This window comes from Streptomyces sp. S465 (assembly GCF_026898115.1).
Taxonomy (GTDB): Bacteria; Actinomycetota; Actinomycetes; order Streptomycetales; family Streptomycetaceae; genus Streptomyces; species Streptomyces luomodiensis.
In genome coordinates this window covers 9,122,419-9,146,388 of the sequence record NZ_CP114036.1, presented here as the reverse complement: position 1 = coordinate 9,146,388, position 23,970 = coordinate 9,122,419, and the positions used below count along the sequence as shown (strand labels likewise).

Sequence of the window (23,970 nt, the reverse complement as noted above, 5' to 3'; positions counted from 1 at the left end):
CGTCGACCCATCACGGAATCCCGTTATCTCAATGCTTCTCGTATCGGTGAGCCGGACGGAGCGTTTTCACGGGGCCATCCGGCCCTTAGTGTCCGGCGCCCCGGCGGTCACCGCGCCCCGCCTTTGCCTGCCTGGCAAAAGCGAGGCGTCCGATGACCTCGCACTGTTTTCCATCGCATCCTCTTGTTGATTTTGCGACAAGCGTTTTGCGGTTCTCCGCAGCGTCAGGTGGAACGCCTGAATCCGGCGGCAAAAACGTAGAAGGAGCCGTCGATGCCGGTCAAGGTCGGGGCAATAAAACGTTGACGGATACATTGATGTGCGAATGGGGACAAAATACCTTCACCCAACGCCGCGTCCGTGAAGTTTTGGACAGCCCTTTCGGCTGCGACTTCTCCGCCTTCCGCAGCGACTCTTTTAATCAATATTCACCAATTATTTAGCCTTGTTTTAATTCATCACGGAAGCGGCACCCGGTTCCGATCCGGCTGTCCGCATTGGTTCCCCGCCAGCGGTAAAGGGATTCCTACCGCGGTAAAGGGATTCCCATCGCCGCGGCCGCGCCGGCCCAGGTCCGACGGGGTGCGGACCGGCGGGTTGGCCGGAAAGCGAGGTGCGAGACATGGCGCAATGTGAACGTGCCGTCGGCAGATCCCGAAGGCGCCGTCTTTTCCCTGGCGGGCCGAGTGTCGCCGGACCCCTCAGGCGCCGACGGCTTCCAGCAGGAGGTGGAGGTCGTGGGCGGCTTCAGCGGTGGACAGGGCCGCGGTGGCGAGGACGGCGGCCGTCGTGGCGGCCAGGACGGGGTGACGGCCGAAAGGGGGAGCCAGGAGGGCGGCGACGCGGCGGGGCACGGGCCCGGCGGTGGCGAGCGGGGCGCGGCGGCCGAGGATCGCCAGGGCGGCGCCCGGGGCGCGGGCGGGCGCGTGGTGGGCGGCGAGGGCGGCCTTGCCGACGGTGCGGGCGACCCGTTCACGGTCGCCGGTGGCGGCGGCCGCGGTCTCGTCGGCCCACCGTTCGATGGTGTACGTCACGGCCGTGGCGAGGGGGCGCAGCAGGGGGTTGGCGGCGGCGCCGAGCTGGGCCAGGGCGACGAAGGCGTAATGGTGTGCGGTGAGGTGGGCGCGTTCGTGGGCGAGCAGGATCCGGCGCTCGGTTTCGTCCAGGGTGGCCAGCATGCCGGTGGAGACGACGACGCGGCCGGGCAGGCCGGGGACCGCGAAGGCCTCGGGGGCCTCGTCCTCGACCACGACCAGACCGTCCTCGGCGGGCATGCACTCCGCTTCCAGGATGGCGGCGGCCAGGGTGCGGGCGCGCCGCCAGAGCATACGGGCGGCCATCAGGACGGCGGCGCCGAGCAGGAGGCCGGCGATCAGGGCGACGGACAGTTCGGCGGGGTCGTCGCGCTGCGCGGTGTGGGCCGACCAGTGGCCGAGGGTGGCCAGCTGGGGGACCCGGATCAGTCCGGTGACGGCCAGCAGGCCCAGTGAGATGGTGGTCGCCGTACCCAGCACGAGGGCCGATGCGGTGAGCAGCCAGGTCGCCAGGCGGGGTTCGCATCGCTCCGCCAGGGGGCGTGCGCCGAGGGGGGCGAGCAGGGAGAGCAGCAGGGGGATGTAGACGGCGATGCGCATCTTTGCGGCCGCTTCCTACTGGCCGGGGTCGAGCAGTTGGCGCAGCAGGTCCGCGTCGGTGGCGGACAGGCCGTCGGCGAAGCGGGCGAGGACGTCCTGGCGGTCCGATCGCTCCTCCAGGACGGAGCGCATACGGCGGGCGGCGAAGCCGGGGTCGTCGGTCACGGGGGCGTAGGCGTAGGCACGGCCGCGCGGGGTGCGGGTGAGCAGCTGCTTGGCGTGCATGCGGGTGAGGATCGTCACCACGCTGTTGTAGGCCAGCTCGCCGCCGAGGCGTTCGGTGACCTCCCGCGGGGTCAGCGCGCCCTCGGCCCGCTGCAACAGTTCGAGGATTTCGGCCTCGCGTGCGCCGTTGGGCCGCTTGGGACCGTGTCCTGGCGTGCGGGTGCCCATGGGTTTGGTGTCCCTTTCCGTATCTCCTACACTCGTGTAGGACTCCTACACCGGTGTAAAAGCCGCTGTCTTCAAGTGTGCCATGCGCACGTGCCTGGGCAGAACTCTGCCCTGGGCGCGCACGGCCGGAAAGGACCCGCGGTGCCTTTGGCCCTCAATCCGCTGGACGCCGCCCCAACGGCCGGTGCGCTGCTCGGCGCCCGGACCGGCCGTCCGATCGGCCGCCGCGCCGGGCGGGCCCCGCTGATCGGCGCCCGCGGCCGGCACCCGGGGGACGGAGCGCGGCGCGTGGAGCAGCCGCTCGCCCGCTACGGCCAGGGCAAGGCGATCGCGTCGGCCCGACGCGTCCCGGTCGTGCGGACCGCGCTCAACCCGCTCGCCGGGACGGTCACCGTGCGCCGCCGTCTTCCTGCTGCCGCGGCCCTGGAAGTGCTCAGGTCCCGCCGGCGCCGTACCGCCGCGGAACCGGCCACGGGGAGCGCCGACGAGCCCGGCCGCCATCGCATGAGCGAGGTGGCCCGCGCCGCGGCCCGCCGCTTCGACCCGGCCCATGCCGCCTACGCCTACGAGGAGCTGTTCACCGGCCTCGGCGCCACGCGTTCCGACCGCGCCCGGCAGCGGCGCAGGGCCCGCCGGCGCGGCTGACCCTCCCCCCCCTTTTCCGACGGTCCCACCACACTGCGCCGTTCCGCTGCGGACCCGGCCCGCTTTCGCCACCACAGAAACGGATTCCAGATGAGCGCCATCAGCATCGGCCAGGCGGCCGTCCTCGGCATCGTCGAAGGCATCACGGAGTTCCTCCCCGTCTCCTCCACCGGCCACCTGAAGATCACCGAAGGGCTGATGGGCATCCCGGTCGACGACACCTCCGTGGTCGGCTTCACCGCCGTCATCCAGGTCGGCGCGATCGCCGCCGTACTGGTGTATTTCTTCACCGACATCGTGCGGATCGTCTCCGCCTGGGGCCGCGGACTCCTCCACCGCGAACAGCGGTACCACCACGACTACAAGTTCGCCTGGTGGGTCATCTGCGCCACCATCCCGATCGTGATCGTGGGCCTGGCCGCGAAGCCGCTCGTCGAAGGCCCCCTCGCATCCCTGTGGGTGGTCGCCGGCTCGCTCGTCGCCGGGTCCGGCGTGATGTGGGCGGCCGACCAGATGGGCCGCCACAAGCGCGGTGAGGACGACACCTCCTTCAAGGACGCCATGCTGGTCGGCTGCTCGCAGATCCTCGCGCTGCTCTTCCCCGGCTTCTCCCGCTCCGGCGCCACCATGTCCACCGCGCTCATCCTGGACCTGGACCGCGTGGCCGCCACCCGTCTGTCCTTCTTCCTCGGCATTCCGGCGCTGACCGGCGCGGGCCTGTACGAGCTGAAGGACGCCGTCGGCGCCGGAGTCGGCGTCGGCCCGCTCGTCGTCGGCACCGCTGTCTCCTTCGCGGTCGCCTACGCCTCGATCGCCTGGCTGCTGAAGTTCGTCGCCAAGCACTCCTTCAACGCCTTCGTCATCTACCGCGTCGCCGTCGGCGTGTTGCTGTTCGGCCTGCTGGGCACCGGGGTGCTCACCGCATGACCGCTGTGCGCACCGTCATCCGACCGCTCCGCCGGACACCGTGGCCCGCGCTGGTCGCCCTCGCCTACGCGGCTGCCCAACTGGCCCTCGTCGTACCGCACTTGGGGCTCGGCTGGGACGAGACGGTGTACCTCTCCCAGGTGGATCCGCACCGCCCGGCGGCGTACTTCAGCGCCCCGCGCTCACGCGGCATCAGCCTTCTGGTCGCCCCGGTCCTCGCCGTTACCGACTCCACCACCGTCCTCCGGACCGTCCTGGCCCTGGCGTCCGCCGCCGCCCTGTACGCCGCCTACCGCGTCTGGCAGCCGCTGCTCGGCCCCGGACGGACCGCCCTGGCCACGCTGCTGTTCGCCGGCCTGTGGACCACCGTGCTCTACGGACCGCAGGCCATGCCCAACCTGTGGGTGGCGCTGTCCGCGGTGGCGGCGACCGGCTGGTTCCTGCGCGCCTCGCTCCCCCCTACGCGGCGACGCGCCCTGCTCGGCCTGGGCACCATGGTCGCGGCCGCCACCTGCTTCCGCTTCTCCGACGGCGTGTGGCTCGCCCTGCCCCTGCTCATGGCGTGCGCGATCGTCCCGGCCTGGCGACGCCCCGCGCCCGCGCTCGCCGTGGCCGGCGGGCTCGCCCTGGGCAGCGCCGAGTGGATCGCGGAGGCGTACGCCCGCTGGGGCGGGGTCGGCGCCCGGCTGCACGTCTCCAGCGCCACCGAGGGTGGCATGGGCGCGCACTGGGCGGGCGGCATGGCGTGGCGCAGCCTCAACGGTCCCTTGCTCTGCCGCCCCTGCCACGTGCCGCTCAGCCACCCCGAGCTGACCCTGTGGTGGCTGGCCCTGCCCGCCCTCGTCCTCATCGCCTGCGTCCTGGCCCGGCGCACCCGGCGCGGCGCAGTCATCGTGCTGCCCATCGCCTGCGCCACCGCGCTGAGCATCCCGTACCTGCTGCTCATCGACTACTCCGCACCGCGTTTTCTGCTGCCCGCCTACGCCCTGCTCGCCCTCCCCCTCGCCACCGTGGCCGCGCACTGCGCACGGGCCGTCCGCCCGCCCCGCGTGCGTGTCCTGGCCGCCGGGTCGGCGGCCGTACTGCTCGCCCTGCACCTGTCCGCGCAAGTCCAGGTCCTCGACCGCAACACGGCCGACGCCCGGGTCACCGCCCACCGCTACCGCACCGCCGCGCACGACCTGCGCCACCTCGGAGTCACCCCGCCCTGCCTGGTCAGCGGCGCACACGCACCGCCCATCGGCTACTACACCGGCTGCGCCTCGGCGAACGTCGGCGGCAACAACCGCAGTACCACCCCGCACACCCTGCTGCGCCACGCCGCCCGCGAGCCCGCCGCCGCCCTCACCAGGACCCGCTCCGGTCCGCCCCACTACGCCCGCACCTGGACCCCGCACCGCCTGCCGGGCACCGGACTCACGGCCTATGTGCACTCCCGACTACCATCGCCGGTGTAACACCCGCTACGTCCGAAGATGTGCCGAACGCGGAACCCGCGATCCGATGGCTCCTCCCCATGGTCGAACCGCCCGCCGGGCCGCATCGAGGAGTTGGGCGTGGACGAACGCCTGCGGCAGGTTGCCTCGTAGCCGGCGCCGGCGGACGTCGTACTCCTCGGCGAACGGGCCCGGCGGGCGGCAGGCGGCCCGGGTGTGCTCTCAGTAGCATCGGCACGGTCGGCCGCCGCATCCGCCGCCCGGCGCCGGAAGGCTCGGGCGGCATGCCGACCAACTCGGTGAAGCGGGTGGTGAAGGTGCCGAGCGACACGCAGCCGACCCCGGAGCAGACCTCGGTGACGCTGAGGTCGCCCCGCCGCGGCAGCGCCGTCGTGCGCTCGATGCGGCGTCATCAGGCGGCGGGCCGAGGTGGTGTTCCTCCCCGGCGTCACTGCCCGGTTCGTTCGGTCAGGATCGCGCTCGCGACGACGTCGAAGAGATGATCGGCGCGTGGCGCGAGCGAGGGCTGGTCGTTGAGCCACGCGAGTGCCCCGACCAGCGCGAACAGGTCGGTGCCATCGATGTCGGTCCGTGCCGCGCCCGCGGTCTGAGCGCGGGTGAGGAGCCGCGTGCCCGCCGCGCGCATCGCGACACACGACGCATGGAGTGCGGACTCGGTGTCTTCGAGGGCGGCCACCATCAGCGCCACCACGCCCCGGTACTCATGTGCGCACGCGACGCAGTCGCGCAGCCACGAGACGAGAGCGTCCCCGGGCGAATCCGACGTCTCGAGCTCGCCCGCCTGTGCCGCCAGTTCGTCGAAGCCGACGCGGAGCAAGGCCTCGAGCAACGCCTCCCGCGTCGGGAAGTGACGGTACAGCGTGCCGAGCCCGACGCCGGCCTTGCGGGCGATGTCGCGCAGCGACGCGTCGGCGCCCTGCTCGGTCACGACGGTGCGCGCGACCGCGAGGAGCTGGTCGCAGTTCTTCCTGGCGTCGGCTCGCATACGTCTCCTGGTTTGACAATCGGAGCAGTGCTCCGCCTATATTCGGAGCACTGCTCCGAAACCGAAACCAAACGGTAGCTCATCCGCGGCGAAAGGCGAAGGCCATGCCCACGAACACGATGAAGGCCATCCGGCTGCACGAGCACGGTGGTCCTGAGGTGCTGCGGTACGAGGAGGTGCCGATCCCCGAGCCGGAGCCGGGTGAGGTACTCGTCCGCGTGCACGCGGTTGGTGTCAATCCCCCCGACTGGTACGTACGCGAGGGAATGCCCAATGTGCCTCCCGAGATGAGGCCCAAGCTGAGCTTGCCCGTGATTCCGGGGACGGACGTGTCGGGCGTCGTCGCGGCCGTCGGCGCGGATGTGGACGGCTTCTCCGTCGGCGATGAGGTCTTCGGCCTCCTTCGCTTCCCCAGCCTCGAGGGCAGCGCGTACGCCGAGTACGTCGCCGCGCCCGCGTCGGACCTCGCACGCAAGCCGGCTCACCTCGATCACGTGCACGCCGCAGGGGCGCCCATGGCGGGACTCACCGCGTGGCAGTTCCTGATCGAACTCGGACACGATCATCCGTCGCCCTTTCAGGCGGCGCAGCATCACCCGATGGCGCTGAACGACGAGACGACGGTGCTCATCAACGGCGCCGCGGGCGGCGTGGGGCACTTCGCGCTACAGATCGCGAAGTGGAAGCGTGCGCACGTCATCGCGGTCGCCTCGGGTACGCATGAGTCGTTCCTGCGCGAACTCGGGGCCGACGAGTTCATCGACTACACCAAGAGCCGCCCCGAGGACGTGGCGCACGACGTTGATCTCGTGCTCGACACCGTCGGCGGTCCCGGCAGCAGGCGTTTCCTGCGCACCCTCAGGCGCGGCGGCGCGTTGTACCCGGTCTTCGTCGCCGAATACGACCCCGAAGAGACCGCGAAGCTGGGCGTCACGACCTCCGGCACCCAAGTGCGCTCGAACGGCGCCCAGCTCGCCGAACTCGGACACCTGCTCGGCGCGGGCACACTTCGCGTCGCCATCGACAGCACATTCCCGCTCGCGGATGCCCGAACGGCGCACGAACGAGCCGCCCGTGGACACATCCAGGGCAAGATCGTGCTCACGGTCGTGTGAGGCCGGACCCGCGCGGCGGACGGGGAGGCGGGGCAGCATCGGCGCCATGGTCGGCGATCTCCTCCTCCGTCACGGCGCGACCACGCGCGTCCGGATACGCGCGTGGTCGCCCCTGGCGTCTGCGCGAGGAGCCTTGGGTACGACGTGACCTCCTGGTTTGCTAACCGGCGGGCCTCGCCATATCGTGCTGGAACACAAACGGCGGGCCCCGCCGTTTGTGTGTCCGAGGAGCACCGTGTCCGAAGTCCCCGCGCCCGTTGACCGGGCGGCCGGGGCCGTCACCGAGCGCCCCGGACGCACCGCGCCACGGCCCCGAGGACCGGGTTGTGGTTCTTCCGTCCGACCAACCGCACCGAAGGGAAACGCCAGTGCCTCACGCACACGCGAACGGAATCACGATCGAGTACGAGTCCCACGGTCCCGAGGACGGGGAAGCAATCATGCTCATCATGGGGATGGGCGGGCAGCTGACCCAGTGGCCGCTGGGGCTCATCGAGCTCCTTGCGGCGAAGGGCTTCCGCGTGATCCGGTACGACGCCCGCGACGTCGGGCTGTCCGAAAAAATGGACGCCGCCGGCCTTCCGGACATGGAGGCCGTCGCCACGGCGGTGGCACAGGGGGACCCCGCCCCCGTCGCCTACCATCTCGACGACATGGCAGCCGATGCCGTAGGCCTGCTGGACGCGCTGCACGTTCCCAAGGCGCATATCGTGGGCGCGTCCATGGGCGGCATGGTCGCGCAGCTCGTCGCCGCCGACCACCCGGACCACGTCCTCTCCCTGACCTCCATCATGTCCACCACGGCCAATCCGGACCTTCCCGCCACGTCGCCGGAACTGACAGAGCAGTTCACCCGGACACCGCCGGACGCCCATGAAGACCCGGAGGGCTTCGTGGACCACATGCTCAGCCACTGGCGGCTGACACGGTCCCCCGCCTATTCCGTCGACGAAGGCTTCATGCGCGCGCAGTTCACCGCCGACGTCGAGCGCTCCTACTACCCGGCCGGGTCCGCCCGCCACCACGCCGCCATCGTCGCCGCGCCCGACCGCCGTCCCAAGCTGAGGACGATCACCGCGCCCACGCTTGTCCTCCACGGCGAGCAGGACCCGCTGATCTCCCCGGTATGCGGCAGGGATACCGCCGACAGCATTCCCGGTGCGGAGTTCCGCCTGATCCCCGGCATGGGACATGATCTGCCGCCGCAGCTGTCCGGCCTCCTCGCGGACGCGATCGAGGAGGTGGCCCGCCGGGCTCGGGCATAGCCCCGGGCAGGTCGGGGCGGTGCACCTCGCCCCCGTCCCGCCTCAGCGCACGGTGATGACCAGCTTGCCCGTGGTGCGGCCGGTCTCCCCCAGGGCGTGGGCGCGGGCGCCTTCGGCGAGGGGGAAGGTGCCGGAGACGTGGGCGCGGAGCCTGCCCCGGTCGACGAGCTCGGCGACGGCGCGCATACCGGCCTGGTCGTGCTCGACGAGCAGGGTGACGGCGCGGACCTGTGCCTTCTCCGCCGCGGCCCGGGTGTCCTCGGCGGTCGGCACCAGGGAGACCAGGACGCCGCCGGGGCGGAGCACGCCCACGGAACGGGTGGCGGTCTCCCCGCCGAGGGCGTCGAGGACGACGTCGTAGCGCTCCTCGGTGTCGGTGAAGTCCTCGGAGCGGTAATCGACGCAGGCGTCCGCGCCGAGCTCGCGCAGGAAGTCATGTTTGGGGGCGCTCGCCGTTCCGGTGACGTGCGCGCCGCGCTCCTTGGCGATCTGTACGGCGAGATGACCGACACCGCCGGCCGCGGCGTGGATCAGCACCCGCTGCCCGGCCCGGAGGTCCGCGGTCTCGACGAGGGCCTGCCAGGCGGTGAGCGCGGCCAGCGGCAGCGCGGCCGCCTGGACGTGGTCGATCCCGGCGGGCTTGGCGGCGAAGGCGCGGGTGGGGCCGGTCACGTACTCGGCGTGGGAGCCGACCCCGTACGGGTAGGGCAGCATGCCGAACACCTCGTCACCGGGCTGGAAGAGGGTGACGCCGAGGCCGGTCTCCACCACGGTGCCGGAGACGTCCCAACCGAGGGTCAGCGGCGGGGGCGGCAGGAAAATACTCAGGGCGCGGTGCTTGAAGTCCGTGGGATTGAGTCCGGCCGCGTGCACGGCGACGAGGATTTCCCCGGGGCCGGGCGCGGGCCGCGGAAGCTCGGTCAGCCGCAGGACCTCGGGGCCGCCGAGGGCCGTCTGGTGCAGAGCGAGCATCACGGGGGCGCCGTCCGGGGCGGCAGGGTGCGGGGCGGCGGAGTCCGGGGAGTCCGTGACGGCCGCCTGGGCCGGGGAGTCGAAGTTCTCAGGAGCGTTCGTGGAAGTCATGCCTCGATCCTGGCCGTGCCATCCGCCCCAGCACGATGGCAAGAAGGTCATCCTCCGATACATTCCTGCCATGCCTCTCGCCCCTGCCGCCCGCCCCGTGTCCGCCCTGCCCCCGCCCTCCCGGGCCCATGACCTCGCCGACCGCGCGGCCGAACTGGACCGCCGGATGCGCCCGGACCCGCGGCCCGGCGCCCACAAGGTCGTCGTCCTCGCCCTCGACGGCGTCTATCCCTTCGAACTCGGCATCCCGCACCGGGTCCTGGGTTCCGCCGACGGCCGCTACGAGGTGCTGTCCGCGAGCGTGGACGGGCAGCCCGTGCGGACCGACTCGGACCTGACCGTCACTCCCGGGCACGGTCCCGACGTGCTGGCCGAGGCGGACACCGTGGTGATCCCGCCGTACTCGATCTCCCGGGCCTCGGCCGCCACCCCGGACCCGCAGGCCCTCGCCGCCCTGTCCCGCGTCCGCCCCGGCGCCCGTCTGGTGTCCATCTGCACCGGCGCCTTCCTGCTGGCCGCCGCCGGTCTCCTGGACGGGCGCCGGGCCACCACCCACTGGGCGCTCGCCGGCCACTTCCAGGAGCTGTTCCCCCGGGTCGAGCTGGACGCGGAGGTGCTCTTCGTCGACCACGGTGACGTGCTGACCTCCGCGGGGGCGGCGAGCGGTGTGGACGTGTGCCTGCACCTGGTGCGCCAGGACCACGGCAGCGAGGTGGCCAACCAGGTCGCCCGTTGCTGCGTGGTGCCGCCGTACCGGGACGGCGGGCAGGCGCAGTACATCGAGCGGCCGCTGCCGCCGGCCAGCGGAACCGGCACCGGGCCGACCCGCGACTGGGCGCTGGAGCGGCTGGAACTGCCTCTGTCGCTGGACGAGCTGGCCGCGCACGCGGCGATGAGCACCCGTACCTTCGCCCGGCGCTTCCGGGAGGAGACCGGTCTGAGCCCCGGCCGCTGGCTGACCCAGCAGCGGCTGCGGCGGGCGCGGCACCTGCTGGAGTCCAGCGACCTGCCGGTGGAACGGGTCGCCCACGAAGTCGGCTTCGCCACCGCCACCTCGCTGCGCCGGCACCTGGCGGCGGAGGCGGGGGTCGCCCCGTCGGCGTACCGGCGCACCTTCCGTGCCTCGGGTCCGGCCGCGCCCCCGGCCACCGCGCGGCCCGCCTTCCCACTCGGCATGTCCGACGAGCCGGCGGCACGGTCCGGGCCATGACGCCGGACACTCCCCTGGCACGGGTGCGCACCGTTGAGGGCTGATCCGGGCATGGCGGTGTGTCACCTCGCCGATGTACGCCCGGGTGGGCCGGCGCCGCCTTCGAGCATGGCGGCGGTGCTGACCGCGCCGCCGGTCGCGGTGGAACGCGCTGCTCAGCCGAGTGTGCGGTAGAAGGCCAGATGCCGTTCGGCGGCCGCCTTCCAGGTGTGCCGCGCGGCGAGCTGTCGGCCCCTCGCCCGCCGGGCCGGGTCGTCGGCCGCGAGCGCCGCGCCGAGCGCGGCGGCCAGGTCGTCGGGGGTGTGTGCGAAACGGGCGGCGCCGTCGAACACCTCGCGCAGGACGGGCAGATCGCGGACCACCAGTGGAACGCCCGCGGCGAGCGCCTCCATGGCGGCCAGTCCGAAGCCCTCCTTGACGGAGGGGAAGGCGAAAGCACCGGCGGCGGCGACCAGCGGGGGCAGTTCCTCCTCGGCGACCTGCCCCAGCACGACCGGCTCGACACCGAGCTCGGCGGCTCTGGCCTCCCAACGGGCCCGGTAGGCGCGGTAGTCGAACAGTGTCTCGCCGCCCGCGATCACCAGCCGCACATCGGGACGGGCGGTGCGCACCGCGGCATACGCCTCCAGCAGGTCCAGCGATCCCTTGCGGGGTTCGATGCCACCCACGGTGAGGACGTAGCGGCCCAGGCGGGAGCGCCAGGCGGCGCGGGCTTCCGGGGCAACGGTGGCGAAACGCTCGTACGCCACCCCGTTGGGGATGACGACCGGGGTCAGCCCCCATCCCCGGGCCAGTTCCCCGGCCACCGATCGTGAGACGCAGATGTGCGCGTACGGCTCCACGATCGCCCGCTCGTGGCAGGCGGCCAGCTCCGGTGTGGTGAAGTGGTCGATGTGGTGGACGGTGCGGACGCAGCGGCCGGCCGCGTTGGCGCTGATGCAGTCCTGGGCGTGGACGACGTCGTACGATGCCGGGTCGAAGGCGTCGCGGAGGGTGTCGATGGAGCGCAGGATGCGCTCGCCCACGGTCTCGTTCTCCGGGCCGTGCGGGAACGGCACGATCCGCAGGCGTACGGCCGGGTCCACGGGGCGGAAGAAGCCCGCGTCGCCGTCCCGGCCCAGTGTCCACACGGTGACGTCCTGGCCCGCCGCCGCGAGGGCCTCGGCGAGGGCGAGGGTGTGGACCACTCCGCCGCGCGGCTTGGTGGAGTAGCTCAGCAGGGCGATGTTCACGACGGGGTCTCCCGGTAGGCGGAGGGGCGCAGTTCGCCGAGGTGGTGCAGGATGCGACGGGCCCGGTCGATCTCCTCGGCCACGTCGACCTCGGCGACCGCGAGGCCGGCCTTGGCCCAGGTGCGGGCGAGGATGTCGCCGCCGGGGCCGACGACCTTGGCCTGGCCGAGGAAGCGCATGCCGCCCATGGCGCCGGTCTGGTTGGCGGAGGCGAGGACGACCTGGTTCTCCGCGGCGCGGGCCTGGTCGTACAGGTCGAAGAGCTTGGCCTGGCGGTCCTGGGCCATGCGCGGGGCGCGGTTGGTGATGCTGGTGGGCCAGGCGGACAGGCAGGCGAGGATCTCGGCGCCGTCCAGGGCGAGGGAGCGGGCGGACTCGGGGAACGTCTTGTCGTAGTCGATGAGCATGCCGATCCGGCCGACCGGGGTGTCGAAGGCGTCGAACCGGTCGCCGGGGGTGTAGGCGGCGACCTCGCCGGCCGGCAGGTGCACCTTGCGGTGGCGGCCGAGGACGCCGTCGCCGCTGACGCAGACGGCGGCGTTGTAGCGCTCGGTGCCGCCGTCCTCGCAGTAGCCGACGCACACCACCATCTCGGCCGCGCGACGGGCCACTTCGAGGATCAGCGGGTCGTCCGGCTCAAGGGCGGGGGGCAGGGCGTCGGGATCGGGGTGGCGCAGGTCGGCGAGGTAGCCGCCGAGCGCGGCGTCGGGCAGGACGAGCAGCCCAGCACCGGATGCGCGCGCGTCGTCGATGATTTTGCCGACGCGGGCCAGATCGAACTCCAGGTCGCGACCGAAGTGGGCGGCCGCGGCCGCGATCCTGATCGTGCTCATGCGGTTGCCGCTCCTGGGGGTGTGTAGGCGTCCGGGCGCCGGTCGCGCAGGTGTCCCATGGACCGGCGGGCGGTCTGGAGAGCCTGTGCGACGTCGAGTTCGGCGACGGCGGTCCCGGCCGTGACTCCGGTGTCCGCGAGGATCTCGCCGCCGGGGTCGACGACCTTGGCGCTGCCGACGAAGCGCAGTGACCCGAAGGTGCCCGCCTGGTTGGCCGAGAGCCATACGATCTGGTTCTCCAGGGCGCGGGCCCGGTCGAAGAGGTCGAAGCGGCGCTTCCAGCGGTCCTCGGCCAGGTCGGCCGAGGCGTTGGTCCGCGCGCCGGGCCAGGCCGACACGCACACCCCGATCTGCGCTCCGTCGAGCGCGAGCGCCCGTGCGGACTCCGGGAACGCCTTGTCGTAACAGATCATCATGCCGATCCGGCCGACCGGGGTGTCGAAGGCGTGGAAGCGGTCGCCGGAGGCGTAGCTGGCGTCCTCGCTCAGCGGTTGGTGCACCTTGCGGTGGTTGCCGAGGACGCCGTCGCCGCTGACGCAGACGACGCTGTTGTAGCGCAGACCGTCCCCGCCCGCCTCGCAGTAGCCCGCGACCACGGTCATCTCACCGGCCATCGCGGCCAGCCGGCGGATCTCGGGCCCGTCCACGGCGAGGGCGGGCGGCCCCTCGTCGAGCGCGGTGTCGTCGTCGAGGCTGAGCAGGTAGCCGCCCAGGCAGGCTTCCGGCAGGGCGAGCAGCCGTACGCCCTCGGCGCGGGCCTCCTTGATCAGCCGTTCGACGGTGGCGAAGGCGTCCTCCAGATCGCGGCCGAACTCGGCGGCGACGGCCGCCATGCGCAGGGTGGTCATGCGGTTCCCATCCCGGTCACCGTGGCCGTGACCGCTTCGGTGATGTCTCCGTCGGGCCAGCGCAGCCCGACTCCTTCTCCCGTGGTCAGCACCCCGCACACGGCGTCCGCGGCGGGCCCGGCGGCGAGCGGCGGCGCGTCGGGAACATCGGCGGTGAGCATCGCGTAGCCGGGGAAGCAGGTGAGCCAGTCGCCCATGGCCGCCTCCGGCGGGCGGGGCACGGCGGCCACGTCGAGCACTGCCCCGCAGCCGCTCGCCTCCGTGAGCATGCCGAGGGTGCCCGCGATGCCGGCCATCGACACGTCCTTGGCCGCGGCGGGCCGGGTGACCGCCAGCGCGCCGGTCATCGCCCGCAGTTCGTCCGCACGGCGGTGACTGGTGGAGTCCCACTGGCGGCCCCGGTACCCCGGGCGCCAGGCGCCGCCGAGGTCCGCGGTCAGCCGTACGGCGTGGCCGGGGCGTCCGCCGCCGCCGGGCACCGGATGCCGGGTCCGGCCCAGTGCGGTGACGGACAGGGCCGCCGGGACGCCGAGCTGGGTGTGCCCGCCCAGAACGGGCACGCCGTACGCCCGCGCGGCCCGGCCCAGTCCGGCCAGGACGCGTGCCGCGTGCGCGGCGTCCCGGGCACCTAGCGCGTCGAGCAGCCCGAGCGGTGAGGCGCCCATGGCCGCCAGGTCGTTGACGTTGACCAGGACGGCGCACCAGCCCGCCCACTCCGGGTCGCGTTCGACCATGGACGGCACGATGGCGTCGCACGCGGCGAGCACATCGGTGCCGGGGACCGGCGCGCCGTCGTCGCCGACGAAGCCGGGCGTGGCGGTGGCGAGCGGGGCGAGCAGCGGACCGAGGGCGGCCTTGGCGGCGGACGCCTGCGCCGCGATCCGCCCGATCGGCCACCGCATCAGTACGTGGGGCGCGTCCGCGACCGTGACCTCACGGACCCGCTGCCAGCCCAGCCGCCGGAACAGCACCTCGTTGCGGGCCTGGACGGTGGCGTCGAACCGCAGCGCGCCTTCCGCCTCGGCGCGGGCGCAGGCGGCCCGGACCAGGGCCGCGCCGATGCCGTGCGCTCCGCGGGCGGCCGGGGCGACGACCAGGCGACCGCCCTGCCACCACCCGATGTCGGGGCCGCCGGTCGCCGGGCCGAGCCGCACTCCGCCGACGACCGTGCCCGTGCGGTCCCTGGCGATGAGCACGAGCGTGCGCGGGTCGGTGTCCCAGTCGTCCAGGTCGTGACCGGAGAACAGCTCCTGCTCGTGCACGAAGACGTCTCGGCGCAGGCGCCGGTACGCACGCAGTCCGCCGTGTCCGTCGGCTTCCTCGATGTGGAAGGCGGGCTGCCGGGCGAGGGTGCTGCGATCACCGAGCAGGGCCAGGATGTCGGGAGCCTCGCCGGAGGCGGGGGGCGCGGCGGATCCGTCGAGGTACATCTCAGCCACCCGCCGAGCGCAGCACGCTGCACGCCCCGCAGGCCGCGCAGCCGGCCCCCTGGTCGGCGCCGTTCATCCCGGCCGCGCGCAGCTTCGCCGCGACGCCCCGGGTGACGTAGGTCAGGCGCTCCGCGCTCGGCGCCGGGACGCCGTCCCGGGCCGCGAGGGTGCCGGCCATGGGCCGGAAGGGGACGACGAAGGGGTACACGCCCCTCTCGATCAGCCGCCCCGCCCCCTCGACGAGTTCGTCGGGGTCCTCACCCAGGCCGACCAGCAGGTAGGTGGAGACGCGGTTCGGTCCGAAGACCGCTACCGCCTCGTCCCACGCTGCCTCGTACTCGGCCAGGGGGACGGTGGACTTGCCGGGCATCCAGCGCCGGCGCACCTCCTCGTCCAGGGACTCGACGTGGATGCCGATCGCGGTGGCCCCGGCGTCGTGCAGGGAGCGGATCCAGGACAGGTCGCCGGGCGGTTCGCACTGCACCTGGATCGGCAGTCCGGGCACCGCCCGCAGGACGGTGCGCACCGACCGTACGAGGGTGCGGGCGCCACGGTCCGGGCCGGTGGTGGTGCCGGTGGTCATCACCATCTGCTTGATGCCGTCCAGCCGTACCGCGGCCTTGGCCACCTCGGCGAGCTGGGCCGGTGTCTTGGCGGCCACCGTGGCGCCGGAGCGCAAGGACTCCTCGATGGTGCAGAAGCGGCAGCGGTCGGCCTCGGCGTAGCGGACGCAGGTCTGCACGACGGTGGTGGCGAGGACGTCGGCGCCGTGCAGGCGGGCGATGTGCTCGTAGGGGACGCCGTCGGCGGTGGTCAGGTCGTAGAACTTCGGCCGTCGTACGGCGGTGAGGGTCAGGCCGGTGTCCTCGTCGCCGAGCCACACCTTGCCGTCGCGGACCCGGTAGGGACTGCCGGGGTTGGTGGGGAGCGCGGCGTTGGCACCGTCGACGAGGACGTGTCCGTCGTCGCTGGGGCCCGCGCCGTCCGGCCGCCGCACGGGGGCGTCCAACGCGACTCCTCGAAGGGCGAGTTCGGCGCGGGTCGTGATCCGCACGTCCACCGCCGTACCTGTCGTTCCGGTGCCAACGCTCACGTCGTGCCCCTTACAGCTGGTAGGTCGAGTTGATGATGGCGCCCTTGCGCGCGTAGTGGATCAGCGCGTCCTGGACGTCGAGCGGATGGGTGGGGATGACGCCCTCGATGAGGTCCTCCTCGCGGGCGCCGTGCAGTGACAGGCCGAAGCGGCAGCAGTACACCTTGCCGCCCTCCGCGATGAACGTCTTGAGCTGGTTGTTGATGTTGTGCTCGCCGGGGAAGGCGGAGTTGCCGGTGGTCGGGAAGCCGCGGGTGGCCAGGCAGTTGAGGGAGCCGGGGCCGTAGAAGTAGATCGCGGTCTCGAAGCCCTTGCGCAGGGCGCGGGTGGCCTGCAGGACGGCGACGAAGGACACCGACGACTCGTGGGCGATGCCGTGGACGAGGGTGAAGTAGGTCTCGCCGTTCTCGGCCTGGTAGTCGGGGAAGACCTTGGTGGAGCCGTAGATGCTGGAGCCCTCGGGCAGTGAGGGGTGCGGGATCTCGTTGAGCGACTGCTGCTCGACGTCGGTGAGTTCGGCGGTGGCCGGGGTTTCGGACATGGCTGTCTCCCTGTGCGGTGCGGTGGTCGGGTCGGTCAGTCGTAGAGCGCGGCGAACGTGTCCCGGAAGACGAGCTCGCCGAGGGCGCCGCCGCCGGTCGCCGCGGCGAGGCGGGCGTACTCGCCCGCGAAGTCGCCCCACGGCTGGTCGCTGGCGAAGAGCACCCGGTCGTGGCCGATGCCGCGGCGCTCGATCTCCTGGGCGAGCCAGCGGGGCGCGAAGCCGATGGCCCAGGAGAGGTCGGTGTAGACGCGCTTGCCGGCCGCGATCCAGTCGAAGAACCGGGAGCCGGCGAGCTTGATGTGGCCGCTCATCCCACCACCGAAGTGGACGAGGTGGACGGGCACCTGGCCGGCGTACCAGTCGACGAGGTGGCCGACCTCGTCGATGTCGGAGGCGGCGCCCGGCGAGGTGTGCACATGGACCACCAGTCCGTACCGGGCGGCTTCGGCGAAAATGCGGTCGAGCAGGGGCCGACAGGCCGGGTCGGTGGGGCGGCCACCCAGCAGGAAGCTCAGTTTCAGGGCGCGCACGCCCTCCTCACCGGCCAGCTTCAGGGCCTGGAGGGTCCGGTCCTGGTCCTCGGGCCGGGGCGATACCCACAGCCCGGCCCTGATGCGGTCGTCGCGCTGTGCGGCCTCGACGGCCAGTTCGTTGAAGGAGAACGCGACGGCGGGGTCCGGGACCCCGTAGTTGGGAAGGACAAGGGCGCGTTCGGTGCCTTCCGCGTCCAGGTCGGCGATCAGTTGCCCGACCGTGGCACGGGCGGTGGTGTCGGGATTGACGGGCGGGCCGCCGTAGAAGGGGTAGGCGGGCAGGACGCCGATGTGGCGGTGTGCGTCGAAGACCATGTCGGTGCTTTCAGCCGATGGGGAGCGCGGCGGCGAGTTCGGCCGGCGCGCCGGTGAGGGCGCCGCAGACGTCGGCCGTACGACGGGAGGCGTCGATGTGGTCCGCCAGGAACTCGGCGTCCCGGCCCACCGCCTCGAACCGTCCCGAGCCCCATGAGTACTGCCAGGGCAGTCCCAGGAAGTACAGGCCGGGTGTGCTGGTGGCGCCGCGCCGGTGCATCGGGTAGCCGCGCCCGTCGAAGACGGGTATCTCGACCCACCGGTGATCGCGGCGGAAACCGGTCGACCAGACCACGGAGGTGATGCCGGCCGCTTCCAGGTCCAGGTGGCCCGGCTGCTCGGCGGGCTCCCACACCGGTACGTACCGGGTCTCCCGCGGAGCCGGGATGTCCTGCCCGGCGATGTAGGCGTCGATGGCGTCCTTGATGCCCTCGGCCACCGCGTCCGCGTGGTCCAGGTTCGCCTTCAGGTCGCCGGCGAACTCCAGGGCGGTACCTCGGATTCGGGTGAGCCGCCCGTACAGCCGCATACCGTCGCGGGCGAAGGCCCGCAGGTCGATGTCACGGCCGCCGTCGCGGCCGGTGACGTAGTGGTTGACGCGCATCCGGACCGCGTCGGCGTCGCCGAACTCGTCGATGCTCCTGGCGTAGTGGCCCATGTCGTCCAGCCAGGCCACACAGTCGCGGCCCCGGTAGAACCGGGCGACCCGCGGTGCGCTGCCCACGGCCAGGTGGACCTGCCGGCCGGCCAGGTGCAGGTCCTCGGCGATCTGGCAGCCGGACTGGCCGGTGCCGACCACCAGCACGGCCCCGTCGGGGAGCTGGGCCGGGTGGCGGTAGCGGGAGGAGTGGATCTGCGCGATGCCCTCGGGCAGCCGCTCGGCCATGCGGGGCACGGACGGGGTGTGGTACGGGCCGGTGGCGACCACCACCTGGTCTGTGGTGAAGTCCCCCTGGGAGGTGCTCAGTTCGAACACACCGCTCGCGGCCCGGCGCAGCCTGGTGACGGCCACCCCCTCCACCAGCGGCGGCCGGAAGAAGGCCACGTAGTCCTCCAGGTACCGCACGATCTCGTCGCGGACCATGAAGCCGTCGGGGTGGTCACCCCGATAGGGGAAACCGGGCAGCTTGCACTGCCAGTTGGGGGTGACCAGGCAGAAGGTGTCCCAGCGACGCTCGCGCCACTCGTGTGCCACCCGATGCGCCTCGATCACGACGTGCTCGACACCGCGCCGGCGCAGGCAGTAGCTCATCGACAGACCCGCCTGTCCGCCGCCGACCACCGCCACCGGGAAGTGGGCTCCGGCCAGCCGTACCGCCGCGCTCACCGCACGCTCCCGTCCGCGTTGACCAGCGCCTCGACGGTGACCTCGGCTCCCGGGAAGGAGGCGTAGGCGGAGGCGGTGCGCTCGATCCGCGCGAGCTGGTCGGAGGCGCCGGTGCAGTGGAAGCCGAACTTCTCCCTCACCCGCTCACCGGCGATACCGAGGGCGGTGCGGCTGCGGTCCACGAAGTCCGCGAGGTCGTAGGCACTCCCCGCGGTGAAGTAGTCCTCGACCACCGTGGAGGGGGAGTAACAGCGCTGGGTCTCGCCGTCTGGCCAGCGGACGCGGAAATAGATCTCAGGCATGAAGTCCTCCAGGCGAGGCGCCGAGGTGGTGAACACCTCGCCGCTGCTTGTACGGACCACTTCAGTCAGCGGCGATTGCGGAACCAAGTCATCCGGAATAAAGGGCGGTTACAAGGTCCTCACATTGGGCGACCGCCAGCATACGCTGAGTTGCCTCATAGGCAAACCGAAAGGGGCGTGTACGGTCCGCACCAGGGCGGAGTACGCGACGAGAGTGGCGCGCCCGGGCACCGTCGTCTCTCCCCCGCCGGCGGGATGCCCGGCGTGACACGGTTGTCGGGGCCGGTCGTGAGCGATGAGGAGGCTGTCGATGCGCTGACGGACGATCCGCTGGAGTGGCTGAGGGCCCAGCCCAGCCGGCCTGGGATCCCGCCCACGCGTGGCGGGCGGATCGAGCCCGGCGCCTCGGCGGACCTGGTGCTCGTGGACGGTGACCCGACCTCGCGGCTCTCCTCGACGCTGAACACCCGCGCGGTGTGGCGTCGGGGACACCGCCCGGCATCGGCCGGGTGACGGTACGGGGAGGGCGTACGGCGGCCGTGGCTCGTGCTCACGGCCGCCGGGCGGTCATCCGTCGAGACGGCACTCGGCGAGCAGGGACGCCTGGTCGGCACCTGCGGGCCGGACGACCGTGTGGTTCGCGGGCGGGCGGTGGCCGGTGGTGAGCCAGCTCTCCAGGGCGGTGAAGGCTGAGCGGTGACACGGCAGCAAGGGCCGGAGTCGGTCGGGGAAGGTGTCGACGAGGGCGTCGGTGTGCGTGCCGTCCTCGATGCGGTAGTAGCGGTACCGGCCGCCAAGGCCCGCTTGCCGGACCATACGCGCGTACACGTCGGAGCCCCGGCCGGCGGGCAGCAGCACGTCGAGATTGCCCTGGATGGTGATCAGCGGCTTGCCGATACGACCGGTCAACGCGATGCGTTCCACGGCCGCGTGGACGCCGGAGGAGCGGGTGGCGTAGTCGTAGTCGGCATCGCAGCCCGGGACCGTCCCCGGGGCGCAATACGGTGTGCCGGCTTCCTTCTCCCCATCGAAGCCGGGGTCGAACTCCTCGCGGTAGACGCGCTGCGTCAGATCCCAGTAGACCTCGTGGTGGTACGGCCACAAGAACTCGGAGCCGGCCGGGAACCCGGCGCGGAGCAGCGCCTCGCGCGCCTGGCCGGCTGCGGGGCCGCCTGCCGCGTAGGTGGGGTAGTCGCGCAGGGCGGCCGGCAGGAAGGTGAAGAGGTTGGGTCCCTCCGCGCGCCACAGGGTGCCTTCCCAGTCGACTCCTCCGTCGTACAGCTCGGGATGGTTCTCCAGCTGCCAGCGCACGAGGTAGCCGCCGTTGGACATCCCGGTGACCAGGGTGCGCTCCTCTAGCGGCCGGTGGTAGCGCTGGGCGACCGACGCGCGGGCGGCCCGGGTCAGCTGGGTGAGGCGGGTGTTCCACTCGGCGACGGCGTCGCCCGGCCGGGAGCCATCACGGTAGAACGCGGGGCCGGTGTTGCCCTTGTCGGTGGCGGCGTAGGCGTAACCGCGGGCGAGCACCCAGTCGGCGATGGCCCGGTCGTTGGCGTACTGCTCGCGGTTACCGGGGGTGCCGGCCACGACCAGGCCACCGTTCCAGCGGTCGGGCAGCCGGATGACGAACTGGGCGTCGTGGTTCCACCCGTGGTTGGTGTTGGTGGTGGAGGTGTCGGGGAAGTAGCCGTCGATCTGGATCCCGGGCACTCCGGTGGGAGTGGCCAGGTTCTTGGGCGTCAGCCCTGCCCAGTCCGCCGGGTCGGTGTGGCCGGTGGCCGCCGTTCCCGCCGTGGTCAGCTCGTCCAGGCAGTCGGCCTGCTGACGTGCCGCCGCCGGGACACGCAGCTGGGACAGACGGGCGCAGTGACCGTCCGGGGCATCGGGAGCAGGCCGGGCCGTGGCCGGTGAGGGGAGCAGGACGGCGACTGCGGCCAGGGTGAGAGCGCCGAGGCCGGTGCGTCTTCTCGGGGCCCGTCCGACACCGAGGGGCAGAACCATGGAGAGCCTCCAGACGTGCGGATGGATGACGGACTGGAGGCTAGGTCGCGCACGGTGGAGACGAACATGGGTGCGCCCGCCATGACTGAGGCCCCTCAGAGGTGGGCCGCCGCCATGACGGGCGCGGGACCGCGGGCGCTCCGGCGCGGTGCCCGCGGCCGCCACCGGTTCCGGGTCCCCGGGTCAGGGACAGGTGTCGTTCGCGACGGTGAAGTAGCCGGTCGGCGACTCTTTCAAGGTGGTCGTGACGAAGGTGTTGTACAGGCCCATGTTCTGGCCGGAGCCCTTGGCGTAGGTGTAACCGGCGCTCGTCGTGGCGCGGCCCGCCTGGACGTGAGCGTAGTTGCCGGCGGTCCAGCAGACGGCCGTGGCACCGGTCGTCTGCGCGGTGACCGCGCCCGAGAGCGGTCCGGCCTTGCCGTCCGCGTCCCGGGCGGCGACCGCGTAGGTGTGCGATGTGCCCGCCCTCAGGCCGGTGTCCGTGTACGACGTCGTGGCGGACGTGGTGATCTGGGCACCGTCGCGGTGGACGGCGTAGTCGGTGGCGCCGTCGACGGGTTTCCAGGTCAGGCTGATGGTGGTGTCGGTGGCGCCGGTGGCGGCCAGGCCGGACGGAGCGGGCAGCGAACCGGGGTCGGAGGCGGATCCGCTCAGGCCGAAGAACTGCGTGATCCAGTAGCTGGAACAGATCGAGTCCAGGAAGTAGGCGGCGCCGGTGCTGCCGCACTGCTGCGCTCCGGTGCCGGGATCGACCGGGGTGCCGTGCCCGATGCCCGGCACCCGGTTCACCTCCACGGCCACCGATCCGTCCGCGGCCAGGTACTCCTCGTGCCGGGTGGAGTTCGGGCCGATCACCGAGGTACGGTCCGGCGTCTGGGACACGCCGTGCACAGCGGTCCACTGGTCGCGCAACTCGTCGGCGTTGCGCGGCGCGACGGTGGTGTCCTTGTCGCCGTGCCAGATGGCCACGCGCGGCCACGGGCCCGACCACGAGGGGTAGCCGTCACGGACCCGCCGCGCCCACTGGTCCGCGGTCAGGTCGGTCCCGGGGTTCATGCACAGGTACGCGCTGCTGACGTCGGTGGCACAGCCGAAGGGCAGGCCGGCGACGACCGCGCCGGCCTGGAAGACGTCCGGATAGGTGGCGAGCATCACCGACGTCATGGCACCGCCGGCGGACAGCCCGGTGATGTAGGTGCGCTGGGGGTCCGCGCCGTAGGCGGAGACGGTGTGAGCGGCCATCTGCCGGATCGACGCGGCTTCGCCCTGGCCCCTGCGGTTGTCGCTGCTCTGGAACCAGTTGAAGCACCTGTTCGCGTTGTTCGACGACGTGGTCTCGGCGAACACGAGCAGGAAGCCATAGCGGTCCGCGAATGAGAGCAGGCCGGAGTTGTCGGCGTAGCCCTGGGCGTCCTGGGTGCAACCGTGCAGGGCGAACACCACCGCCGGCTCCGCGGGCAGGGACGCGGGCCGGTAGACGTACATGTTCAGCCGGCCCGGGTTCGTGCCGAAGTCCGCGACCTTGGTCAGGTCCGCCTTGGTCAGACCGGGCTTGGTCAGACCGGGCTTGGTCAGACCGGGCTTGGTCAGACCGGGCTTGGTCAGACCGGGCTTGGTCAGGCCCGCCGCGGCGTGGGCCGTCGGCGCAGGGCCGAGCAGGGCCGCTCCGAGTACGAGGGCCACGACGGCCACGAGACGGGTGAGCACCCCCCGCCGTCCCGGACGCGACAACGACCCGACCGGCGGCGAGGAGGAGAGGGGGAACAGCGGGGTGAGGATTCCCCGGAACGGCGGCGGCTGCATGGCGGCTCCCTCGATGTCGTGGGGGGGACACGGAGGGCTCCCTGACGTCGATCAGTGGGAGCGCCCCGGTGCCCGGCACCGTAGGGGTGGCTCAACCCGCAACGGTATGGCCCGGAGCACCACACCCCGCACCGCGCGATGTGCGCCCGGACGGATTGTGTCGCCTTGCGGAATCTGATACCCGGACGCGACGAACGCCCCACCCGACACGGGTAGGGCGTCATGGTGTCCGACTCGGCCGGTCGGCCTTGCCTGCCCTGGAGGGACCGGGCGTCGGCGGACCGGGCGTCGGCGGGCTGGGCGGTATGGCGGCCGAGGACGCCAGCCGCGTGGGGCAGGCCGCGCCCAAGTGCAGTACGCAGACCGTGGCCGGCGGGAGGGCCGGACCGGTCAGTGCAGTCCCGCGGCCCTGCGGGACCGCTCGTCCCAGACCGGTTCCACCGCGGCGAACCGGGGCCCGTGTCCGCGGCGGTAGACCATCAGTGTCCGCTCGAAGGTGATGACGATGACACCGTCCTGGTTGTAGCCGATGGTGCGCACGCTGATGATGCCTACGTCAGGTCGGCTGGCGGACTCCCGGGTGTTCAGGACCTCGGACTGCGAGTAGATGGTGTCGCCCTCGAAGACCGGGTTCGGCAGCCTGACCCGGTCCCAGCCGAGGTTGGCCATCACATGCTGGGAGATGTCGGTGACGCTCTGCCCGGTGACCAGGGCGAGGGTGAAGGTGGAGTCCACCAGCGGCTTGCCCCAGGTGGTGCCCGCCGAGTAGTGGCGGTCGAAGTGCAGCGGCGCGGTGTTCTGCGTCAGGAGCGTGAGCCAGGAGTTGTCGGTCTCCAGGACCGTGCGCCCCAGGGGGTGGCGGTACACGTCGCCGGTGGTGAAGTCCTCGAAGTAGCGGCCCTGCCAGCCCTCGACCACAGCGGTGCGGGTGGCGTCCTGGTCCGGGTTCTCAGTCGTCATGGCGCTCATTCTGGGAAGTCCCCGGTCCGCTGTGA

The 23,970-nt window shown here is 72.3% G+C and carries 24 protein-coding genes and 1 pseudogene; 8 read left to right on the top strand and 17 right to left on the bottom strand.

The window, feature by feature from the left end:
• The first annotated feature begins 152 nt into the window (after positions 1–152).
• Positions 153–443 (top strand): hypothetical protein, encoded by a 291-nt coding sequence (locus N6H00_RS38390; RefSeq protein WP_268976518.1) that lies wholly within the window; start codon positions 153–155, stop codon positions 441–443.
• A 258-nt stretch (positions 444–701) separates the two neighbouring features.
• On the opposite strand, the gene N6H00_RS38385 is transcribed toward N6H00_RS38390, so the two are convergent.
• Positions 702–1,634, bottom strand: a complete 933-nt coding sequence (locus N6H00_RS38385; protein ID WP_268976517.1) for a M56 family metallopeptidase — start codon at positions 1,632–1,634, stop codon at positions 702–704.
• A gap of 15 nt (positions 1,635–1,649) precedes the next feature.
• A complete protein-coding gene (locus N6H00_RS38380) occupies positions 1,650–2,027 on the bottom strand; it encodes a BlaI/MecI/CopY family transcriptional regulator (RefSeq protein ID WP_268976516.1) in 378 nt (125 codons plus the stop codon).
• Positions 2,028–2,168: 141 nt separating this feature from the next.
• On the opposite strand from N6H00_RS38380, the gene N6H00_RS38375 reads away from it, so the two are divergent.
• The 3 genes from N6H00_RS38375 (at position 2,169) to N6H00_RS38365 (ending at position 5,056) form a co-directional block, all read left to right on the top strand.
• The gene (locus N6H00_RS38375; RefSeq protein WP_268976515.1) at positions 2,169–2,672 is read left to right on the top strand and encodes a hypothetical protein; all 504 of its coding nucleotides are present in this window, start codon (positions 2,169–2,171) and stop codon (positions 2,670–2,672) included.
• A 90-nt stretch (positions 2,673–2,762) separates the two neighbouring features.
• Complete coding sequence (locus N6H00_RS38370) at positions 2,763–3,599, top strand: undecaprenyl-diphosphate phosphatase (protein WP_268976514.1); 837 nt, start codon at positions 2,763–2,765, stop codon at positions 3,597–3,599.
• A complete protein-coding gene (locus N6H00_RS38365) occupies positions 3,596–5,056 on the top strand; it encodes a hypothetical protein (protein ID WP_268976513.1) in 1,461 nt (486 codons plus the stop codon). Before N6H00_RS38370 ends, N6H00_RS38365 begins: the two co-directional genes overlap by 4 nt.
• Before the next feature lie 6 nt (positions 5,057–5,062).
• Here the strand turns inward: N6H00_RS38365 and N6H00_RS38360 are convergent.
• Both N6H00_RS38360 and N6H00_RS38350 read right to left on the bottom strand, forming a co-directional pair.
• Positions 5,063–5,257, bottom strand: a pseudogene (locus N6H00_RS38360) (glycoside hydrolase family 15 protein); the annotation flags it as partial.
• A gap of 226 nt (positions 5,258–5,483) precedes the next feature.
• The gene (locus N6H00_RS38350; RefSeq protein ID WP_268976512.1) at positions 5,484–6,041 is read right to left on the bottom strand and encodes a TetR/AcrR family transcriptional regulator; all 558 of its coding nucleotides are present in this window, start codon (positions 6,039–6,041) and stop codon (positions 5,484–5,486) included.
• A 104-nt stretch (positions 6,042–6,145) separates the two neighbouring features.
• Here N6H00_RS38350 and N6H00_RS38345 point away from each other — a divergent pair, with 104 nt between their 5' ends.
• Together N6H00_RS38345 and N6H00_RS38340 are read left to right on the top strand one after the other, a co-directional pair.
• A complete protein-coding gene (locus N6H00_RS38345) occupies positions 6,146–7,156 on the top strand; it encodes an NADP-dependent oxidoreductase (protein WP_268976511.1) in 1,011 nt (336 codons plus the stop codon).
• 368 nt (positions 7,157–7,524) lie between these two features.
• On the top strand, positions 7,525–8,421 hold the full coding sequence (locus N6H00_RS38340) for an alpha/beta fold hydrolase (RefSeq protein ID WP_268976510.1): 897 nt from the start codon (positions 7,525–7,527) through the stop codon (positions 8,419–8,421).
• A 42-nt stretch (positions 8,422–8,463) separates the two neighbouring features.
• Here the strand turns inward: N6H00_RS38340 and N6H00_RS38335 are convergent, their stop codons facing one another.
• Complete coding sequence (locus N6H00_RS38335; RefSeq protein ID WP_443073164.1) at positions 8,464–9,504, bottom strand: NADP-dependent oxidoreductase; 1,041 nt, start codon at positions 9,502–9,504, stop codon at positions 8,464–8,466.
• A 70-nt stretch (positions 9,505–9,574) separates the two neighbouring features.
• Between N6H00_RS38335 and N6H00_RS38330 the strand changes: the two genes are divergently transcribed.
• Positions 9,575–10,714 carry a GlxA family transcriptional regulator gene (locus N6H00_RS38330; protein WP_329618602.1) on the top strand — a complete coding sequence of 380 codons (1,140 nt, stop codon included), beginning with the start codon at positions 9,575–9,577 and terminating at the stop codon, positions 10,712–10,714.
• Between the two features lie 155 nt (positions 10,715–10,869).
• Here the strand turns inward: N6H00_RS38330 and N6H00_RS38325 are convergent, their stop codons facing one another.
• From N6H00_RS38325 to N6H00_RS38285, 9 genes are read right to left on the bottom strand one after another with little or no spacing between them, the layout of a single operon-like run.
• Positions 10,870–11,946, bottom strand: coding sequence for an MSMEG_0565 family glycosyltransferase (locus N6H00_RS38325; protein WP_268976509.1), 1,077 nt, complete (start codon positions 11,944–11,946; stop codon positions 10,870–10,872).
• The gene (locus N6H00_RS38320; RefSeq protein ID WP_268976508.1) at positions 11,943–12,779 is read right to left on the bottom strand and encodes a carbon-nitrogen hydrolase family protein; all 837 of its coding nucleotides are present in this window, start codon (positions 12,777–12,779) and stop codon (positions 11,943–11,945) included. Before N6H00_RS38320 ends, N6H00_RS38325 begins: the two co-directional genes overlap by 4 nt.
• Positions 12,776–13,627, bottom strand: coding sequence for a carbon-nitrogen hydrolase family protein (locus N6H00_RS38315; RefSeq protein WP_268976507.1), 852 nt, complete (start codon positions 13,625–13,627; stop codon positions 12,776–12,778). The genes N6H00_RS38320 and N6H00_RS38315 overlap by 4 nt, the downstream gene beginning before the upstream one ends.
• Positions 13,624–15,057: an MSMEG_0567/sll0787 family protein gene (locus tag N6H00_RS38310; RefSeq protein ID WP_268977269.1), complete on the bottom strand. Its 1,434-nt coding sequence runs from the start codon at positions 15,055–15,057 to the stop codon at positions 13,624–13,626. The genes N6H00_RS38315 and N6H00_RS38310 overlap by 4 nt, the downstream gene beginning before the upstream one ends.
• A gap of 1 nt (position 15,058) precedes the next feature.
• Positions 15,059–16,150: an MSMEG_0568 family radical SAM protein gene (locus N6H00_RS38305; RefSeq protein ID WP_268976506.1), complete on the bottom strand. Its 1,092-nt coding sequence runs from the start codon at positions 16,148–16,150 to the stop codon at positions 15,059–15,061.
• A 10-nt stretch (positions 16,151–16,160) separates the two neighbouring features.
• Positions 16,161–16,691, bottom strand: coding sequence for an MSMEG_0572/Sll0783 family nitrogen starvation response protein (locus tag N6H00_RS38300; protein ID WP_268976505.1), 531 nt, complete (start codon positions 16,689–16,691; stop codon positions 16,161–16,163).
• A 35-nt stretch (positions 16,692–16,726) separates the two neighbouring features.
• Positions 16,727–17,542, bottom strand: coding sequence for an amidohydrolase family protein (locus N6H00_RS38295; protein WP_268976504.1), 816 nt, complete (start codon positions 17,540–17,542; stop codon positions 16,727–16,729).
• A 10-nt stretch (positions 17,543–17,552) separates the two neighbouring features.
• Positions 17,553–18,869, bottom strand: a complete 1,317-nt coding sequence (locus N6H00_RS38290; RefSeq protein WP_268976503.1) for an MSMEG_0569 family flavin-dependent oxidoreductase — start codon at positions 18,867–18,869, stop codon at positions 17,553–17,555.
• Positions 18,866–19,171, bottom strand: coding sequence for an MSMEG_0570 family nitrogen starvation response protein (locus N6H00_RS38285; RefSeq protein ID WP_268976502.1), 306 nt, complete (start codon positions 19,169–19,171; stop codon positions 18,866–18,868). Before N6H00_RS38285 ends, N6H00_RS38290 begins: the two co-directional genes overlap by 4 nt.
• A gap of 288 nt (positions 19,172–19,459) precedes the next feature.
• Here N6H00_RS38285 and N6H00_RS38280 point away from each other — a divergent pair, with 288 nt between their 5' ends.
• A complete protein-coding gene (locus tag N6H00_RS38280; protein WP_268977303.1) occupies positions 19,460–19,684 on the top strand; it encodes a hypothetical protein in 225 nt (74 codons plus the stop codon).
• Positions 19,685–19,738: 54 nt separating this feature from the next.
• Here N6H00_RS38280 and N6H00_RS38275 read toward each other — a convergent pair whose 3' ends face one another.
• From N6H00_RS38275 to N6H00_RS38265, 3 genes are all read right to left on the bottom strand, one after another.
• A complete protein-coding gene (locus N6H00_RS38275; RefSeq protein WP_268976501.1) occupies positions 19,739–21,172 on the bottom strand; it encodes a 3-hydroxybutyrate oligomer hydrolase family protein in 1,434 nt (477 codons plus the stop codon).
• A 183-nt stretch (positions 21,173–21,355) separates the two neighbouring features.
• Complete coding sequence (locus N6H00_RS38270) at positions 21,356–22,975, bottom strand: extracellular catalytic domain type 1 short-chain-length polyhydroxyalkanoate depolymerase (protein WP_268976500.1); 1,620 nt, start codon at positions 22,973–22,975, stop codon at positions 21,356–21,358.
• 390 nt (positions 22,976–23,365) lie between these two features.
• Entirely contained in the window at positions 23,366–23,935 is a 570-nt protein-coding gene (locus N6H00_RS38265) for a MaoC family dehydratase (protein WP_268976499.1), read from the bottom strand.
• Positions 23,936–23,970: the final 35 nt, after the last annotated feature.

Coding starts and splice junctions, on each gene's coding strand:
- N6H00_RS38390 (WP_268976518.1), top strand. CDS start 153: ATGACCTCGCACTGTTTTCCATCGCATCCTCTTGTTGATTTTGCGACA.
- N6H00_RS38385 (WP_268976517.1), bottom strand. CDS start 1,634: ATGCGCATCGCCGTCTACATCCCCCTGCTGCTCTCCCTGCTCGCCCCC.
- N6H00_RS38380 (WP_268976516.1), bottom strand. CDS start 2,027: ATGGGCACCCGCACGCCAGGACACGGTCCCAAGCGGCCCAACGGCGCA.
- N6H00_RS38370 (WP_268976514.1), top strand. CDS start 2,763: ATGAGCGCCATCAGCATCGGCCAGGCGGCCGTCCTCGGCATCGTCGAA.
- N6H00_RS38365 (WP_268976513.1), top strand. CDS start 3,596: ATGACCGCTGTGCGCACCGTCATCCGACCGCTCCGCCGGACACCGTGG.
- N6H00_RS38350 (WP_268976512.1), bottom strand. CDS start 6,041: ATGCGAGCCGACGCCAGGAAGAACTGCGACCAGCTCCTCGCGGTCGCG.
- N6H00_RS38345 (WP_268976511.1), top strand. CDS start 6,146: ATGCCCACGAACACGATGAAGGCCATCCGGCTGCACGAGCACGGTGGT.
- N6H00_RS38335 (WP_443073164.1), bottom strand. CDS start 9,504: ATGACTTCCACGAACGCTCCTGAGAACTTCGACTCCCCGGCCCAGGCG.
- N6H00_RS38330 (WP_329618602.1), top strand. CDS start 9,575: ATGCCTCTCGCCCCTGCCGCCCGCCCCGTGTCCGCCCTGCCCCCGCCC.
- N6H00_RS38320 (WP_268976508.1), bottom strand. CDS start 12,779: ATGAGCACGATCAGGATCGCGGCCGCGGCCGCCCACTTCGGTCGCGAC.
- N6H00_RS38315 (WP_268976507.1), bottom strand. CDS start 13,627: ATGACCACCCTGCGCATGGCGGCCGTCGCCGCCGAGTTCGGCCGCGAT.
- N6H00_RS38310 (WP_268977269.1), bottom strand. CDS start 15,057: ATGTACCTCGACGGATCCGCCGCGCCCCCCGCCTCCGGCGAGGCTCCC.
- N6H00_RS38300 (WP_268976505.1), bottom strand. CDS start 16,691: ATGTCCGAAACCCCGGCCACCGCCGAACTCACCGACGTCGAGCAGCAG.
- N6H00_RS38295 (WP_268976504.1), bottom strand. CDS start 17,542: ATGGTCTTCGACGCACACCGCCACATCGGCGTCCTGCCCGCCTACCCC.
- N6H00_RS38285 (WP_268976502.1), bottom strand. CDS start 19,171: ATGCCTGAGATCTATTTCCGCGTCCGCTGGCCAGACGGCGAGACCCAG.
- N6H00_RS38275 (WP_268976501.1), bottom strand. CDS start 21,172: ATGGTTCTGCCCCTCGGTGTCGGACGGGCCCCGAGAAGACGCACCGGC.
- N6H00_RS38270 (WP_268976500.1), bottom strand. CDS start 22,975: ATGCAGCCGCCGCCGTTCCGGGGAATCCTCACCCCGCTGTTCCCCCTC.
- N6H00_RS38265 (WP_268976499.1), bottom strand. CDS start 23,935: ATGACGACTGAGAACCCGGACCAGGACGCCACCCGCACCGCTGTGGTC.